At 71.5% G+C, this 14,833-nt stretch carries 16 protein-coding genes; 8 read left to right on the forward strand and 8 right to left on the reverse strand.

Going from position 1 to position 14,833, the window contains the following annotated elements; all coding sequences use genetic code 11:
* Window positions 1–12: 12 nt before the first annotated feature.
* The gene (locus AC1DXT_RS10395) at window positions 13–1,089 is read left to right on the forward strand and encodes a LacI family DNA-binding transcriptional regulator (protein WP_477061278.1); all 1,077 of its coding nucleotides are present in this window, start codon (window positions 13–15) and stop codon (window positions 1,087–1,089) included.
* A 6-nt stretch (window positions 1,090–1,095) separates the two neighbouring features.
* On the opposite strand, the gene AC1DXT_RS10400 is transcribed toward AC1DXT_RS10395, so the two are convergent.
* The 5 genes from AC1DXT_RS10400 to AC1DXT_RS10420 all read right to left on the reverse strand — a co-directional run bounded on the left by AC1DXT_RS10400 (window position 1,096) and on the right by AC1DXT_RS10420 (window position 6,337).
* Window positions 1,096–1,752: a DUF624 domain-containing protein gene (locus tag AC1DXT_RS10400; protein WP_477061279.1), complete on the reverse strand. Its 657-nt coding sequence runs from the start codon at window positions 1,750–1,752 to the stop codon at window positions 1,096–1,098.
* Complete coding sequence (locus AC1DXT_RS10405; protein ID WP_477061280.1) at window positions 1,749–3,002, reverse strand: arabinan endo-1,5-alpha-L-arabinosidase; 1,254 nt, start codon at window positions 3,000–3,002, stop codon at window positions 1,749–1,751. The genes AC1DXT_RS10400 and AC1DXT_RS10405 overlap by 4 nt, the downstream gene beginning before the upstream one ends.
* Before the next feature lie 3 nt (window positions 3,003–3,005).
* Complete coding sequence (locus AC1DXT_RS10410; RefSeq protein WP_477061281.1) at window positions 3,006–3,917, reverse strand: carbohydrate ABC transporter permease; 912 nt, start codon at window positions 3,915–3,917, stop codon at window positions 3,006–3,008.
* 30 nt (window positions 3,918–3,947) lie between these two features.
* Window positions 3,948–4,892 (reverse strand): carbohydrate ABC transporter permease, encoded by a 945-nt coding sequence (locus tag AC1DXT_RS10415; RefSeq protein ID WP_477061282.1) that lies wholly within the window; start codon window positions 4,890–4,892, stop codon window positions 3,948–3,950.
* A 74-nt stretch (window positions 4,893–4,966) separates the two neighbouring features.
* The gene (locus AC1DXT_RS10420) at window positions 4,967–6,337 is read right to left on the reverse strand and encodes an ABC transporter substrate-binding protein (protein WP_477061283.1); all 1,371 of its coding nucleotides are present in this window, start codon (window positions 6,335–6,337) and stop codon (window positions 4,967–4,969) included.
* 250 nt (window positions 6,338–6,587) lie between these two features.
* Between AC1DXT_RS10420 and AC1DXT_RS10425 the strand changes: the two genes are divergently transcribed.
* Genes AC1DXT_RS10425 through AC1DXT_RS10435 form a run of 3 tightly spaced genes read left to right on the forward strand, consistent with a single transcriptional unit; the run spans window position 6,588 to window position 10,448 of the window.
* Window positions 6,588–7,913, forward strand: coding sequence for an alpha-galactosidase (locus AC1DXT_RS10425; protein ID WP_477061284.1), 1,326 nt, complete (start codon window positions 6,588–6,590; stop codon window positions 7,911–7,913).
* Entirely contained in the window at window positions 7,910–9,418 is a 1,509-nt protein-coding gene (arfA, locus tag AC1DXT_RS10430) for an arabinosylfuranosidase ArfA (RefSeq protein WP_477061285.1), read from the forward strand. Before AC1DXT_RS10425 ends, arfA begins: the two co-directional genes overlap by 4 nt.
* 4 nt (window positions 9,419–9,422) lie before the next feature.
* Complete coding sequence (locus tag AC1DXT_RS10435) at window positions 9,423–10,448, forward strand: arabinan endo-1,5-alpha-L-arabinosidase (RefSeq protein WP_477061286.1); 1,026 nt, start codon at window positions 9,423–9,425, stop codon at window positions 10,446–10,448.
* Here AC1DXT_RS10435 and AC1DXT_RS10440 read toward each other — a convergent pair.
* On the reverse strand, window positions 10,445–10,981 hold the full coding sequence (locus AC1DXT_RS10440; protein WP_477061287.1) for a GNAT family N-acetyltransferase: 537 nt from the start codon (window positions 10,979–10,981) through the stop codon (window positions 10,445–10,447). The two genes, AC1DXT_RS10435 and AC1DXT_RS10440, sit on opposite strands and share 4 nt — an antisense overlap.
* Complete coding sequence (locus AC1DXT_RS10445; protein ID WP_477061288.1) at window positions 10,978–11,841, reverse strand: HAD family hydrolase; 864 nt, start codon at window positions 11,839–11,841, stop codon at window positions 10,978–10,980. Before AC1DXT_RS10445 ends, AC1DXT_RS10440 begins: the two co-directional genes overlap by 4 nt.
* Window positions 11,842–11,913: 72 nt before the next feature.
* On the opposite strand from AC1DXT_RS10445, the gene AC1DXT_RS10450 reads away from it, so the two are divergent.
* Together AC1DXT_RS10450 and AC1DXT_RS10455 are read left to right on the forward strand one after the other, a co-directional pair.
* Window positions 11,914–12,183: a glutaredoxin family protein gene (locus AC1DXT_RS10450; RefSeq protein WP_477061289.1), complete on the forward strand. Its 270-nt coding sequence runs from the start codon at window positions 11,914–11,916 to the stop codon at window positions 12,181–12,183.
* A gap of 48 nt (window positions 12,184–12,231) precedes the next feature.
* Entirely contained in the window at window positions 12,232–12,918 is a 687-nt protein-coding gene (locus AC1DXT_RS10455; RefSeq protein WP_477061290.1) for a redox-sensing transcriptional repressor Rex, read from the forward strand.
* Window positions 12,919–12,974: 56 nt separating this feature from the next.
* Here AC1DXT_RS10455 and AC1DXT_RS10460 read toward each other — a convergent pair whose 3' ends face one another.
* Window positions 12,975–13,532 carry a YceI family protein gene (locus AC1DXT_RS10460; RefSeq protein ID WP_477061291.1) on the reverse strand — a complete coding sequence of 186 codons (558 nt, stop codon included), beginning with the start codon at window positions 13,530–13,532 and terminating at the stop codon, window positions 12,975–12,977.
* 106 nt (window positions 13,533–13,638) lie between these two features.
* Between AC1DXT_RS10460 and AC1DXT_RS10465 the strand changes: the two genes are divergently transcribed.
* Window positions 13,639–14,136 carry a MarR family winged helix-turn-helix transcriptional regulator gene (locus tag AC1DXT_RS10465; protein WP_477061292.1) on the forward strand — a complete coding sequence of 166 codons (498 nt, stop codon included), beginning with the start codon at window positions 13,639–13,641 and terminating at the stop codon, window positions 14,134–14,136.
* A 48-nt stretch (window positions 14,137–14,184) separates the two neighbouring features.
* Window positions 14,185–14,832 (forward strand): histidine phosphatase family protein, encoded by a 648-nt coding sequence (locus AC1DXT_RS10470; RefSeq protein WP_477061293.1) that lies wholly within the window; start codon window positions 14,185–14,187, stop codon window positions 14,830–14,832.
* Window position 14,833: the final 1 nt, after the last annotated feature.

A 14,833-nucleotide genomic window follows, 5' to 3' on the forward strand; every position in this document is an offset into this window, starting at 1 on the left:
CGGGAGAGCGCGATGAGCACGGCGAGGCGCGGTACCGCAGTGACGATGCACGAGGTCGCCGCGCGGGCGGGGGTGTCCATCAAGACCGTCTCCAACGTGGTCAACGGCTACCAGTACATCCGGCCGGCCACCAAGGAGCGCGTCGAGAAGGCCATCGCCGACCTCGGGTACCAGGTGAACATCTCGGCGCGGAACCTGCGTCGCGGCAAGACCGGCATCATCGGCCTCGCGGTGCCGGAGCTGTCGCTCCCGTACTTCGCCGAGCTCGCGGACTCGGTGATCCGCGCCGCCGAGGCCCGGGGGCTCACCGTCCTCATCGAGCAGACCGGGTCGGTGCGCGAGCGCGAGCTCGAGGTGCTCTCCGGGCAGCGTCGCCACTTCACGGACGGGCTGATCTTCTCGCCGCTGGAGCTCGGCCCGCAGGACGCCGAGGCGCTCCGGGTCGACTACCCGATGGTCCTGCTGGGCGAGCGCATCTTCGGCGGGCCTGCGGACCACGTGACCATGAACAACATCGAGGCCGCGCGGGCCGCCACCCAGCACCTGCTGGACCTGGGGCGCCGCCGCATCGCCGTGATCGGCGCGCACGAGGGGGAGACCGTCGGCTCGGCCGCGCTCCGTGTGCAGGGCTACCGGCAGGCGCTCGAGGAGGCCGGCCTGGAGGTGGACCCCGCGCTCGTCGGCGAGGCAGGCCTGTGGCACCGGGCGACCGGCGCGGAGACGATGAACCGGCTGCTGGACTCGGGCGTCGAGATCGATGCCGTGTTCGGCCTCAACGACGCCCTCGCGCTCGGCGCCCTGCACGCGCTCCACGCGCGTCGCATCGACGTCCCGGGGCAGATCGCGGTGATCGGCTTCGACGACATCGAGGAGACCGCCTACTCCTCGCCGACCCTGACCACCGTGGCCCCCGGTCGCGAGCAGATTGCGACGACGGCGGTGGACCTGCTGCTGGCGCGCATCGAGGAGGTCGAGCCGGGCAGGCCGTTCGAGCAGGTCATCACCGACTTCCAGATCATCGGCCGGGAGTCCACGCTGGGCGAGCAGGCGGCGGCCACCAGCGATGCGGAGCGCGCCGCGACCGTGTGAGGGCGGTCAGGCGGCGCGGGCGTCGAGCGCGGTCAGCCGCTGGTCGACGAGCCAGCCGCTGACCAGCAGCGGGAGGCTGAGCCCGACCAGCGGGAGCAGCACCGTGACGTAGGTGAACGTGACCGCCAGCACGGCGAACGCGACCAGCACGGCCAGGCCCGTCAGCGGGGAGAGCAGGGGCGCGACGGCGACGAACCGCCACGTGCGCGCGGCCGGGACGCCCTCGTACCTGCGCGCGACCGGCACCAGCGTGGCGAGCGCGACGAGCAGGTAGCCGGTGAGCGCCACGACGCCGGCGGTGAGCGCGGCCCGCGCGGGACCGGCGGACGCGGCGGCGAGCACGGACGCGTCGAGCGCCAGCAGCAGGAAGCCCACCGTGAGCGGTGCGCCGAGCACGTTGAGCCGGCGGAAGCCCGCGCGGTACGCGGCCCAGAACTCCTGCCAGAGGTGCTCCGACGGCGTCCCCCCGGCCAGCCTGGCCAGTGCCGCGCCGCCCGCGCCGAGCGCCGGGTAGGCGCCCAGGACGATCCCGCCCGCGAGGGTGCCGAGCGCGACCAGCGCGTTCACGGCGACCAGCTGGGTGGCCACGCGCAGGAACACCATCACGCGCCCGGCCCAGCCGCCGACCGCGAGGTCGTCGTGCGTCGTCGGCAGGCTGCTCACGGCTCCACCACCCGGGTGCCGAGCGTCGCGTTGCCGTCCGCGTCGAGGCCGGCGAACGACAGCGTGCTGACGCCGCGCACCGCGTCGACCGAGGGGAAGACCACGAGCTCGAGGGCAGGGGACGTGAAGTGCCCGTCGCCGCGCGACCGGATCGTCGCGATGAGCGCGTCGTCGATCTGCAGGGTGCGGGAGGTCGCGACCCCGCCGGCGGTGGCCTGGTCGAACGTCACGAGCTCCCAGGTGCCGGCCAGCGCGGCCGGGTCGGTGGGTCGCACGTCGTCGGGCTCCGCGGCGCCGGCCCAGGGCTGCGGCGACACGGCCGGCCAGCCGTCGGCGGTCCACACCAGCCGACGCACCTGCACCTCGTGCTGGGTGGGGTCGCCGGCGTCCCGGACGTGGTGCACCAGCAGCTGGCGGTCGCCGTCGGTGAGCACCGAGGCGTGCCCGGGGGCCAGCCACGCGCGTCCGCCGGCCAGCGCGTGCCCGGCGAGCATGAGGGTGCCGACGAGGGCGGGGTCGCCGTCCAGGTCAGTGAGGTCGCGGCCGGCGCGGTCCACGTAGGGGCCGGTCACGGACTCGGAGACGCCCACCCGCACGTGGTACGTGGAGAACAGCGAGTCGTAGGAGAGGACCAGCGCGTAGCCGCCGCCCGGGCGGGGCAGGACGAACGCGCCCTCCACCGCTCCCTCGACGCTGCGCGGCCGCCGGGCGAGCAGGATCCCAGGCGCGTCGCCGACGGACAGGCCTGAGGCCGGGTCGAGCTCGAGCGCGTGGATGCCGCCGAAGAACGAGCCGTAGACCAGCCAGTGCCGGCCGTCCGTGTCGACCACCGCGTTCGCGTCGATCGCGTTCGGGCCGTCGACGTCGTGCAGGCTCGTCACCACCAGCCCGCGGTCCTCCCACGGTCCCGTCGGGTGCGGCGCGACCGCCAGGCCGATGGCCGAGGTGCGCGAGCCGAACGTCGACGCGGACCAGTACATCCGCCACTCGTCGCCCACCCGCACCACGTCCGGTGCCCACAGCCCGGCGGCGCCGGACCAGTCGGCCCCCGCAGGCGGCACGCCGTCGAGCGCCCACCCGTGGAACTGCCAGGTCACCAGGTCGTCCGAGCGGCGCACCTGCACGCCCGCCCGCACCGGACCGTCCGCCCACGCGTCGGTGGAGAACAGCCAGTACGTGCCGTCGTCGTCGCGGACCGCGGTCGGGTCGTGCGCGTGCCGACCGCCCCAGACGGTGGTGTCGGGAACCATGGGTCAGCCCTTCGAGCCGGTGAGTGCGACGGACTCGATGATCTGCCGCTGGAAGATGAGGAAGACGATGAGGATCGGCAGCAGCGCCACGAAGGACGCGGCCATGATCAGCGGGTAGTCCCGCTGCGTCGCGAACTCCACGTTGAGGTTGGCGATGACCACCTGCAGCGTCTGCCGCTCGGGGGTGTTCAAGTACAGGATCGGCGCCAGGTAGTCGTTCCAGATCGCCATGAACCAGAGGATGAACTGGGCGGCGATGGCCGGCCGGATCATGGGCATGATCATCACGCGGAAGATCTGCAGGTAGGAGGCGCCGTCGATCTTGGCGGCCTCGATCATGGAGTCCGGCACGCTCGACAGGTACTGCCGCAGGAAGAAGATCATGATGATGTTCCCGAACAGCAGCGGCACGATCAGCGGCAGCAGGGTGTCCACCCAGTGCAGCCGGGAGAACATGACGAACTGCGGGATCATGATCGTCGGGTACGGCACCATCAGCCCGGACAGCAGGACGAGGAAGATCGCGTTCTTGTAGGGCAGCCGCAGCTTGGCCAGCGCGAACGCGGCCAGCGCGGAGGTGAGGGACCCCACCACCGTCACCGAGAGCGCGACGATCAGGCTGTTCTGGAAGCCCGACAGGATCGGTGCCTCGCTCCACATGCGGACGAAGGTGTTCCACTGCGGCGGGTCCGGGATCCAGACCGGGGGGAGCGCGAACACCTGCACCTTGGTCTTCAGCGCGGTGGTGAACATCCACAGCAGCGGCGCGAGCATCGCGAGCGAGCCGACGGCGAGCACGGTGAACACGACCACGTTGCCGAGGCGGTTCTGGGAGCTGGCGCTCATCCGGTTCTTCTCGGACGGGCCGGGCTGACCGGGGGTGGTCGTCGGGGGCGTCATCAAGGTCGTGGCCATGGCTGCGTCTCCTGTCTCTCTCAGTCGTTCTCAGTCGATGCTGAAGCTGTTGCGCCGATTGAGGCGGAACTGGATGAAGGTGATGACGAAGACGAGCAGCCCGAGGACGATCGACATCGCCGTGGCGTACCCCATCTGCTGGTACTTGAACGMCTTGCGGACGATGTACCAGACCACCGACGCCGAGCTGAACTCCGGGCCGCCGGCGGGGGTCATGATGTTGATCTCCGTGAAGATCTGGGACCCGGCGATGATGTTGGTGACGACCAGGAAGAACGTCACCGGCCGGACCATGGGCAGCGTGATGTGGCGGAAGCGCTGGAAGGCGTTGGCCCCGTCGAGCGCCGCGGCCTCGTGCAGGGACGCCGGCACCCCCTGGATCGCGGCCAGGTACAGGAGCATCGAGTACCCGAGGCCCTTCCAGATGGCCATGATGATGATCGCGGGCTTGACGGTCGCGGTGTTCTGCAGCCAGTCGGGGCCGTCGATGCCGAACCAGGCGAGCACCTGGTTGATGAGGCCGAAGTCGCCGTTGTAGGCGAACTGCCAGACGATCGCGATGGCGGCCAGCGACGAGATCACCGGCACGTAGTAGATGGTGCGGAACGCGGTGCGTCCGGGGATCCGGCGGTTCATGGCGAGCGCGAGCAGCAGCGAGAGCGCCAGGCCGATCGGGATGCCGATCATGTAGAAGAACGTGTTGTACAGCGAGATGCGGAAGTACTCGTCGCCGAACAGGGTCACGTAGTTGTCGAGGCCGACGAACGTCATCGGGCCCAGACCGTTCCAGCTGGTCAGCGACGCGTACACCGCGAAGCCGATCGGGTAGAGCGTGAAGAGCAGGAACCCCAGGATCGGGGCGGCGACGAACGCGAGCGCCCAGCGGTGCTCGGTGCGGTGCAGGCGGCGGTTGGCCTGCTTCGCTCGTTGCTCGGACGTGAGTCCGGGGGTGGTCGACAGCTGCGTCGCGGTCATCTGGAGAACCTTTCCGGGGGTCCCCGCCGCCCGGAGGCGTGCCCGGGCGGCGGGGACGGGAGGAGGTGGTGCGGCTAGTTGCCGGCCGCGGCCTGCTCGGCCGTGGCGTTCGACTCGTCGAGGAGGGCCTGCATCTTCGGCTGCTCCTCGGCCAGGTAGTCGGCGGCCGTCTGCTCGCCGTCGAGGACGGGCTGGATGTTGGTCCAGAGCTCGTCGTACCACTCGGCGCCGTACGTGAAGGCCGCCGGCATCGCCCGGCCGTAGTCCTGCGCGATGTCCAGGAACTCCTGGCGGTTGGCGGGCTCCGCGCCCTCCTCGGCGGCCCAGGTCTCGGCCATGTCGATGAGGTTCGGGATCTGGATGTTGGCGTCGACCAGCGTCTGCTGGGCGTCGGCGTCGGTGCTCAGGTACGTGACGAGCTTGACCGCGTCGTCGGGCAGCTTCGACGTCGCGGAGACGCCGATGCCGAGCGACCCGAGCCACGTCGCCGCGCCGCCGTCACCGACGGTCGGCCAGGGGATCAGGTCGTAGTCGAAGTCGAGGTCGTTGTAGACCGAGACGTCCCACGGACCGACCGGGAAGAAGCCGATCTCGCCGGCCATCCACCGCTGGTACGTGTCGAGCGTCGCGGCGTCGGAGGCCGACGGCGTGACCTTGTCCACGTTGGTGAGGTCCGCGAACTTCTGCAGCGCGTCGGCGAACTCGGGGGTGTCCACGGTGACCTCGGTGCGGTCCGCGTTGGTCCAGTCGCCGCCGTTGCTCCACACCAGCGACTGCAGGTTCCACTGGACGTTGAGCCCGGTGCCCCACTGGTCGACGGCGCCGTCCCCGTCGGTGTCCACGGTCAGCTGCTTGCTGATGTCGACGAACTGCTCCCACGTGAGCGGGGTGTCCTTGTCGGGCAGCGGGATGCCGGCCGCCTCGAGCATCGTCTTGTTGTAGCCGAACGAGAACGGGCCGACGTCCTTGGGCAGCCCGTAGAGCTTGCCGTCGGGGGTGCCCTGGAGCGTGCCGTCGAACCGGTAGGAGTCGACGCCGTAGGGCCAGATGTTGTCCAGGTCGATGCCGCTGGCGTCCACCTGCTCGGTGATGTCCATGAGGATGCCCGAGCTGACGTACGACTGGAGCGTCGCCTGCTCGATGTAGAACACGTCGGGCACGTTGTTGCCGGCCACGGCGGCCTGGAGCTTGGTGGCGTACTGGTCGGCGTCGGTCACGATGACCTTCACCTTGACGCCGGTGTCCTCGGTGTACTTGGCGATGGCGGCCTCGTAGGCCGCCTTCTCGTCCGGTCCACCGCGGAACATGAACGTGATCTGCTTGTCGCCGCCGTCGCTACCGCCGTCGCCGTTGTCGCTGCACGCCGTGAGCGTGAGCGTCCCGGCGACCGCGGCGCACACGGCGCCGGCGATGAGCCTGTTCTTCTTCATCGTCCTGCCTCCCATATCCCAAGGATGTGCGAGGTCACGGTCGCGTCGGGACCGGTGGGGGCTGGTCCGTCAGGGTCGTCGTTGACCTCATTCGCTCTGATCGACGCTGCATCTACAACGTTGATCTACAACGATGTAGAACATGACACGAGAACCGGCGATCGGTCAAGCCACGAACCGGTAACGGCCGGTTGACGTCGTCTGAGCCGCCGTGCATGATGCGTCTACAACGATGTAGAAGCGACCGACGGCGAAGGGGCTGACGATGTCGAAGCACGCTCGGACGCCGCCCATGGGCTGGAACAGCTGGGACTCGTACGGGACCACCGTGACGCAGGACGAGGTCCTCGCGAACGCCCGCGTGCTGGCCGAACGGCTGCTGCCGCACGGCTGGGACACGGTCGTGGTGGACATCGACTGGTACGACCCGGCGGCCCGCGCGCACGGCTACAACGACGGCTCGTCGCTCACGCTCGACGCGTTCGGCCGGCAGCTCCCCGCCGAGAACCGGTTCCCGTCGGCGGTCGGCGGCCGCGGCTTCGGGCCGCTCGCCGACGAGGTGCACGCCCTGGGCCTGCGGTTCGGGGTGCACATGATGCGGGGCATCCCGCGGATCGCGGTCGAGCAGGACTTGCCCGTGGAGGGCACGTCGTGGACCGCCCGCGACGCGGCCGACACGACCTCGGTGTGCCCCTGGAACGACGACAACTACGGGCTCGACCACGACCACCCCGCTGCCCAGGCGTACCTCGACGGGCTCGTCGCGCAGCTCGCCGGCTGGGGCGTCGACTTCCTCAAGGTCGACGACATGCTCGCCCCGTACCACCCCGACGCGGTCGAGGCGTGGGCGCGGGCGATCGAGCGCTCCGGCCGGGACGTCGTGCTCTCCCTGTCGCCCGGCACCCACCTGTCCACCGCGCACGTCGACCACCTGCGCGAGCACGCCCAGATGTGGCGGATCTCCGACGACCTCTGGGACCGCTGGGAGGACGTGCACGCGCAGTTCGCCCGGCTGGCCCGGTGGGCCCCGTTCCAGCAGCCGGGCGGGTGGGCCGACGCCGACATGCTGCCGCTCGGCCGTATCGGCCTGCGCGCCGAGCGTGGAGACGACCGGCAGAGCCGGCTGAACCCGGACGAGCAGCGGAGCATCCTCACGCTCTGGGTGATGGCCCGATCGCCGCTCATGGTCGGCGGCGACCTGCCGACGAGCGACCCCGCGACCCTCGACCTGCTGGCCAACCCCGCCGTCGGCCACGTGCTGCGCGCCGCGACCGGGGGCCGGGAGATCGTCCGGGAGCCCCTCGACGACGGCGAGCTCATCGTCTGGACGGCCGTGGCGGACGCGACCACCTACGTCGCCGTCTTCTGGACCGGCCCCCGGCAGCGGAACGTCTCGCTGCCGCTCTCGTCCCTGGTCGGCCACGCCGCCGCCCGGGACACGTGGACCGCCCGGGACCTGTGGGACCCGGGCACCACCCCTGACCTGCACCCGACCACGTGGGAACCGGAGGGGGCACTCGTCCTCGACGTGCCCTCCCACGGGGTGCGCTGGACCGCACTCGATACCCGACCGAACCAGGAGACCTCATGATCCCCGTCCGACTCACCCTCGACCCGGCCTTCCGGGTCGGCCCGGTCCGCCGGCGCACGTTCGGCTCGTTCGTCGAGCACCTCGGCCGCTGCGTCTACACCGGCATCCACGACCCCGCGCACCCGACGGCCGACGCCGACGGTTTCCGCAAGGACGTGCTCGAGCTGACCCGCGAGCTGGGCGTGAGCACCGTGCGCTACCCCGGCGGCAACTTCGTGTCCGGGTACCGCTGGGAGGACGGCGTCGGCCCCCTCGACCAGCGCCCGGCACGCCTCGACCTCGCATGGCACTCCACCGACCCCAACACGGTCGGCGTCGAGGAGTTCATGCGCTGGGCCAGGCTCGCCGAGGTCGAGCCGATGATGGCCGTCAACCTGGGCACCCGCGGGGTGCAGGAGGCGGTGGACCTGCTCGAGTACTGCAACGTCCGCGGCGGCACCCGCCTGTCCGACCAGCGCCGCGCCAACGGCGCCGAGGACCCCTACGACATCCGCATGTGGTGCCTGGGCAACGAGATGGACGGCCCCTGGCAGATCGGCCACAAGACCGCTTACGAGTACGGCCGCCTCGCCGCCGAGACCGGCCGCGCGATGCGCATGGTCGACCCGGACCTGGAGCTCGTCGCGTGCGGCTCGTCCGGCGTCGCCATCCCGACGTTCGGCGAGTGGGAGCGGATCGTGCTCGGCGAGGCCTACGAGCAGGTCGACCTCATCTCCGCCCACGCGTACTACTGGGAGGAGGACGGCGACCTCGGCTCGTTCCTGGCCTCGGCCGTGGACATGGACCACTTCGTCGAGTCGGTCAGTGCGACCGCGGACGCCGTGCGCGCGCACAAGAAGCTGGACAAGCGGATCCACATCTCGTTCGACGAGTGGAACGTCTGGTACCAGCACCGCGCCGAGTCCAAGCCGCCGACCGGGCACGACTGGCCCGTCGCACCCGTGCTGCTCGAGGACAAGTACAACGTCGCGGACGCCGTCGTCGTCGGGAACCTGCTCATCTCGCTGCTGCGCCACACCGACCGCGTGCACTCGGCGTCGCTGGCGCAGCTGGTCAACGTGATCGCGCCGATCATGACCGAGCCCGGCGGCCGGTCCTGGAAGCAGACGATCTTCCACCCGTTCGCGCAGGCCTCCCGGTACGCGGTGGGCGACGTGCTCCAGGTGGCCGTCGAGTCGCCCACGTACGAGACCGCGAAGTACGGCGACGCGTCGCTGGTCGACGCCGTCGCCACGCGGGACCCCGAGACGGGCGCGGTCGCGCTCTTCGCGGTGAACCGCTCGCTCACGGAGACCGTCACGCTCGAGGTCGACGCCCGCTCGCTGCCCGGCCTGCGCGTGGTCGAGGCGAGCACCCTGTCCAACCCGGACCACACCTGGTCCGCCACGGCCGACGACGACACCTCGGTGGCGCCGCGGGCCAACGCGACCGCGGTCGTGCGGGACGGCCGTCTCGCCGTCGAGGTGCCGCCGGTGTCCTGGAACGTCGTCCGGCTGGGGGTCTGAGAGCGTGCGACGCGTCGTCGTGGCGGGCGCGGTGGCCCTCACCCTGGTGGCGGGGGTCGGTGCCGCGGCCGCCTTGTGGCCCGAGCCTGAGCCCGCCGCGACGGCGCTGTCCCTCGACGGGGACATCCACACCCACGACCCCGCGCTCGTCGCGGGCACCGAGGGTGAGCCCTGGTACGTGTTCTCCACCGGTGACGTCCGCAAGGGCCTCGGCGCACCGCAGATCCGGCGGTCCACCGACGAGGGCCTCACCTGGGAGCTCGTCGGCACGGTCTGGGACGCCGCGACCCGGCCGGAGTGGGCGTACGAGGTCGTGCCCGGCGTGTCGAACTTCTGGGCGCCCGAGGTCATCGAGCACGACGGCACGTTCTACCTCTACTACTCGGCGTCCACGTTCGGCTCCAACCGCTCGGCCATCGGCCTGACGACGAACACGACGCTCGACCCGGACGACCCCGACTACGCCTGGGTGGACCGGGGGCAGGTCATCGCGTCCGAGCCGGGGGAGACGAACTACAACGCGATCGACCCCGGCGTGATCGAGGACGCGGACGGCACGCCGTGGATGGCGTTCGGCTCGTTCTGGGGCGGGATCCAGCTGGTCGAGCTGTCGTGGCCGTCCGGCAAGCCGGTCGAGGGGGCGTCGCCGGAGACGATCGCCAGCCGCACGTCGCCGCCGAACGCGATCGAGGCGCCCTACCTGGTGCGGCACGACGACTGGTACTACCTGTTCGTGTCCCGCGACTCCTGCTGCCAGGGCACCGACTCGACCTACAACATGGCGGTCGGGCGCGCCAAGGAGGTCACCGGGCCGTACGTCGACCGCTCCGGCAAGGACATGACGCTGGACGGCGGTGAGCAGCTGCTGACCTCGGACGGCGACATGGTGGGCCCCGGGGGACAGTCGGTCTCCCGCGGGTACCTCGCGTTCCACTACTACGACGCGGCCGCCGGGGGTGACTTCCGGCTCGAGATCCGGGAGCTGGACTGGGACGACGAGGGCTGGCCGGTGGCGACGACCGCTCCCTAGAGGGGACGCTCCAGCACGTAGTCGTCCTCGACCCGGGCGCCGACCGTGAAGTGCTTGGTGCCGACGATGGCGAAGCCCGATCGCACGTAGAACGCCTGCGCCCGCGCGTTCTGCTGGTTGACGCCCAGCCACATCCCCTGCGCGCCGCGCTCCCGGGCTGCCTCCAGCGAGGCCGTCATCAGCGCGTGCGCGACGCCCGCCCCGTGGTGGTCGGGGTGCACGTAGCACTTGGACAGCTCGATGGTCGGGCGCAGGTGCAGGGCGGCCTGCACGTCGTCGTCGGCCGGCTCGCCCGCGACGAGCATGGTGTACCCGACCAGGACACCGTCCTGCGCGACGAGCACGTCGCGGGACGGGTCGTCCAGGTACTGGGCGAACCGGTCCACGGAGAGCACGGTGTCGATGAACGCCTGCTGGTCCTGCGCGGTCGACCCGGGCGGGCAGGCGAGCGGGAACGTGAGCGCGGCCAGGGCGGCCAGGTGGTCCAGGTCCGCGGGGACGGCCGGGCGGACCGTCGACTCGAGGGTGGTCACAGGAGGTCCTCTCCGTCGTGGGTGCCGCGCCAGGACCGCAGCAGCGCGCGCGTGACGAGCCCTCCGGCCCACGCGAGGCCGGCCAGGCTGGCGACGGTGGTGCCGCGGCGGGCGTTGCGGCGGCGGTTGCGGAACTCGCGGACCGGCCAGCCCACCTCGGCGGCGTACCGGCGCAGGCGGCGGTCGGGGTTGATCGCGCAGGGGAAGCCGACCTCGGACAGGATCGCGACGTCGTTGGTCGAGTCGCCGTACGCGTACGACGCCGCCAGGTCGATGCCCTCGCGCTCGGCCAGCGCGCGCACCGCGTCGGCCTTGGCCTGGCCGTGCAGCATGTCTCCGACCAGCCGGCCGGTGTAGAACCCGTCCTCGTGCTCGGCGACCGTGCCCAGCGCGCCCGTCGCGCCGAGCCGCCGCGCGATCAGGGAGCCGATCTCCACCGGCGTCGCCGTGACCAGCCAGACCGAGTGGCCGGCCGCGATGTGCTGGTCGAGGAGCCGCTGCGTGCCGGGGTAGATGCGCAGGCAGAGCACCTCGTCGTAGATGTCCTCCGCGATGGCGGTGACCTCGGCGACGGAGTGGCCGCGCATGATCGACAGCGCGCGGCTGCGGACCTCGTCGATCTGATGCTTGTTCTCCCCGAACGTCAGGTACCGGAACTGGTGCAGCCCGAACTCGACGAGGTCCCGCTTGCGGAAGAACCCGCGCCGGTACAGGCCGACCGCCAGGTGGAACGAGCTGGCCCCGCGGATGATCGTGTTGTCGACGTCGAAGAAGGCACCGGTGCCGGGACCGTCCGGACCGGCCCCGGGGTCCCGCAGCACGGGAGCGGGGGCGGTGGTGTTCCCGGACGCCTGACGCACCCGGTCACTGTAACGACGGTCGAGCGCGCTGGTGGCACGGGGCAGCCGCCGACCCCGTGAGACGGTGGGGCCATGACGCGTGTGGTGCTCTACGGCCGAGCCGGCTGCCATCTGTGCGACGAGGCGCGCGAGGTGGTGCGCGCGGTGTGCGCCGAGACGGGCGACCAGTGGTCCGAGGTCGACATCGACACCGACCCCTCCTCCGGCCGGGACCTGGTCGACGAGCTGGGCGAGCTGGTGCCGGTGGTCGAGGTCGACGGCGTCCGGCAGGGGTACTGGCGCATCGATGCGGCACGTCTGCGCCGAACCCTTACCGCCGCCGGTCCGCGCCCCCTAGCCTGACCCCCAGGGCCCGGGCGACCGGGTCCACAGGGCGTCGCAGGAGTCGATGTGGACACGCAGCGGAGGGCCGGGGAGCCCGGTGCGAGCGGGCGCGCCCGCGCGCGTGACGTGCCACCCGCCACGGTCGCGCGCCTGCCCGGGTACCTGCAGGCTCTGCGCGGGCTCGCCGCGGACGGCGTGGTCACCACGTCCTCGGAGGAGCTGGCCGCCGGAGCGGGGGTCACCCCGGCGCAGCTGCGCAAGGACCTGTCGTTCCTCGGGTCGTACGGGCGCCGCGGGGTCGGGTACGGCGTCGTGCACCTCTCCGAGCAGATCGCGGTGGTCCTCGGCCTGACCACGCAGCGCAGGGTCGTCATCGTCGGCATCGGCAACCTGGGGCACGCGCTGGCCAGCTACTCGGTGTTCGCCGAGCGCGGGTTCGCGGTGGTGGGGCTGGTCGACGCCGACCCCAAGGTGGTCGGGACCACCGTGGCGGGGCTCGTGGTGCAGCCGCCCGAGGAGCTGGCCGCGGTGGTGAGCGGGTCCGACGTGACCATCGGCATCATCGCCACCCCGGCGGCGGTCGCGCAGGACGTGTGCGACGCGCTCGTCGCGGCCGGCGTCGTCGGCATCCTCACGTTCGCGCCGCGAGCCCTGCGCGTGCCGCCGACCGTGGACCTGCGGGCCGTGGACGTGGCCTCCGAGCTGCAGATCCTCGCGTTCCACGACCGGCGTCGCGCCGGGACGGGTGCGTGAGCATGCGAACGGCCGGGTCCGTGAGGGACCCGGCCGTTCGCGTGGGACGAGCTGTGTCAGCCCTTGATGATGGAGACGTCGAGCGCGATGACGACCTTGTCCGACACCAGCACGCCGCCGGCCTCGAGGGCCGCGTTCCAGGTGAGGTCGAAGTCCTTGCGGGAGATCGTGACGGAGGCCTCGAACCCGGCGCGGGTGTTGCCGAACGGGTCCACCGCGGTGCCGTTGAACTCGGTCTCGAGCTCGACGCGCTGCGTGACGCCGTGGATGGTGAGGTCACCGGCGATGACGTAGTTCTTGCCGGCCTCGCGGACCTCGGTGGAGACGAACGTCCACTGGCCGAACTTCTCGACGTCGAAGAAGTCGCCGCTCTTGAGGTGGCCGTCGCGGTTGGCGTCGCCCGTGGTGACGGTCGACGGGTCCAGCGTGACGGAGACCGACGTGCTCGCCAGGTCGTCGCCGACGACGACCGTGCCCTCGGTGACCGCGACGGTGCCGCGGACCTTGGAGATGCCGGCGTGCCGGACGGTGAACGCGGCCTCGGTGTGCGAGGCGTCGACGGCCCAGGTGCCGGTGGTGAGGCCGGTCGGGATGGCGGTGGCGGTGGTGCTCATGGGGTGTCCTCCGTGGTTGTTGAACTGTCAACCAAACTGTTAGTTCAAAGTTGTACTACACTCTGGGGGAGGGCGCAACCCCATGCCCAGGAACGGAGGCCCCGTCGTGACCACTGACACACCGGCCACCACGCGGACGGTCGAGTGGCTGACGGCCGAGCAGCAGACCCACTGGCGCGCGTTCCGTGGCGGCACCGCGCGGCTGTTCGCGGCGCTCGAGCACGAGCTGGAGCGCGACACCGGGCTGTCCACGCACGAGTACGAGGTGCTGGTCCGGCTGTCGGAGACCTCCGACCGGACCCTGCGCATGGCGCAGCTCGCCGACAACCTCGCGCACTCGCGCAGCCGGCTGACCCACACCATCCGGCGCATGGAGGAGCAGGGGCTGGTCGAGCGTCTGCCCTGCATCGAGGACGCGCGCGGCGTGAACTGCACCATGACGGAGAAGGGCTGGCAGGTCCTGGTCGCCTCCGCGCCGAGCCACGTCCAGTCGGTGCGGGACCACCTCGTCGACGTGCTCACGCCCGAGCAGTTCGCCGCGCTCGGCGACGCCATGGAGACGGTCCGCCTGCACCTCACGGGTGGCGCGTGTCACGTCGAGTGACCCCGCCCCGTGGCCGTGCCGCACAGGAGTCTTTGCGACACTGAGCCCATGGTCGCGACCACGATCCACCTGATGCGGCACGGCGAGGTGCACAACCCCCGCGGCGTGCTCTACGGACGGCTGCCCGGCTACCGGCTCTCGGAGCGCGGCCTGGCGATGGCGGACATGGTGGCTGCGCACCTCGCTGGGCCGGTCCGTCGCGACGTCGTCGCCGTGATCGCGTCCCCGCTGCAGCGCGCGCAGGAGACCGCCGGACCCATCGCGGCCGCGTTCGACGTCGAGATCGGCACCGACGAGCGGCTCATCGAGGCGGGCAACCACTTCGAGGGCAAGACGTTCGGCGTCGGCGACGGCTCGCTGCGCCACCCGGAGCACTGGCCGTACCTGCGCAACCCGTTCCGGCCGTCCTGGGGGGAGCCGTACACGGAGCAGGTGGAGCGGATGCTCGCCGCCGTGGCCGCCGCGCGCCAGGTGGCCCGGGGGCATGAGGCCGTGCTGGTCAGCCACCAGCTGCCCGTCTGGGTCACCCGCCTGTCGCTCGAGAACCGGCACCTGTGGCACGACCCCCGCAAGAGGCAGTGCTCGGTGGCCTCGCTGACGAGCCTGCGGTACGAGGGCGACACCCTCGTCGGCGTCGGCTACAGCGAGCCCGCCGCCTCGCTGCTGCCGGGCGTCTCGTCGGTCGCGGGGGCCTGAC

The sequence above is a fragment of the Cellulomonas sp. P1_G12_2 genome (assembly GCF_056405535.1).

Bases quoted from the DNA above. Each gene is read 5' to 3' on its own strand.
- AC1DXT_RS10410 (WP_477061281.1), bottom strand. From the start codon at position 3,917: ATGGCCACGACCTTGATGACGCCCCCGACGACCACCCCCGGTCAGCCC.
- AC1DXT_RS10425 (WP_477061284.1), top strand. From the start codon at position 6,588: ATGTCGAAGCACGCTCGGACGCCGCCCATGGGCTGGAACAGCTGGGAC.
- arfA (WP_477061285.1), top strand. From the start codon at position 7,910: ATGATCCCCGTCCGACTCACCCTCGACCCGGCCTTCCGGGTCGGCCCG.
- AC1DXT_RS10395 (WP_477061278.1), top strand. From the start codon at position 13: ATGAGCACGGCGAGGCGCGGTACCGCAGTGACGATGCACGAGGTCGCC.
- AC1DXT_RS10470 (WP_477061293.1), top strand. From the start codon at position 14,185: ATGGTCGCGACCACGATCCACCTGATGCGGCACGGCGAGGTGCACAAC.
- AC1DXT_RS10460 (WP_477061291.1), bottom strand. From the start codon at position 13,532: ATGAGCACCACCGCCACCGCCATCCCGACCGGCCTCACCACCGGCACC.
- AC1DXT_RS10420 (WP_477061283.1), bottom strand. From the start codon at position 6,337: ATGGGAGGCAGGACGATGAAGAAGAACAGGCTCATCGCCGGCGCCGTG.
- AC1DXT_RS10450 (WP_477061289.1), top strand. From the start codon at position 11,914: ATGACGCGTGTGGTGCTCTACGGCCGAGCCGGCTGCCATCTGTGCGAC.
- AC1DXT_RS10405 (WP_477061280.1), bottom strand. From the start codon at position 3,002: ATGGTTCCCGACACCACCGTCTGGGGCGGTCGGCACGCGCACGACCCG.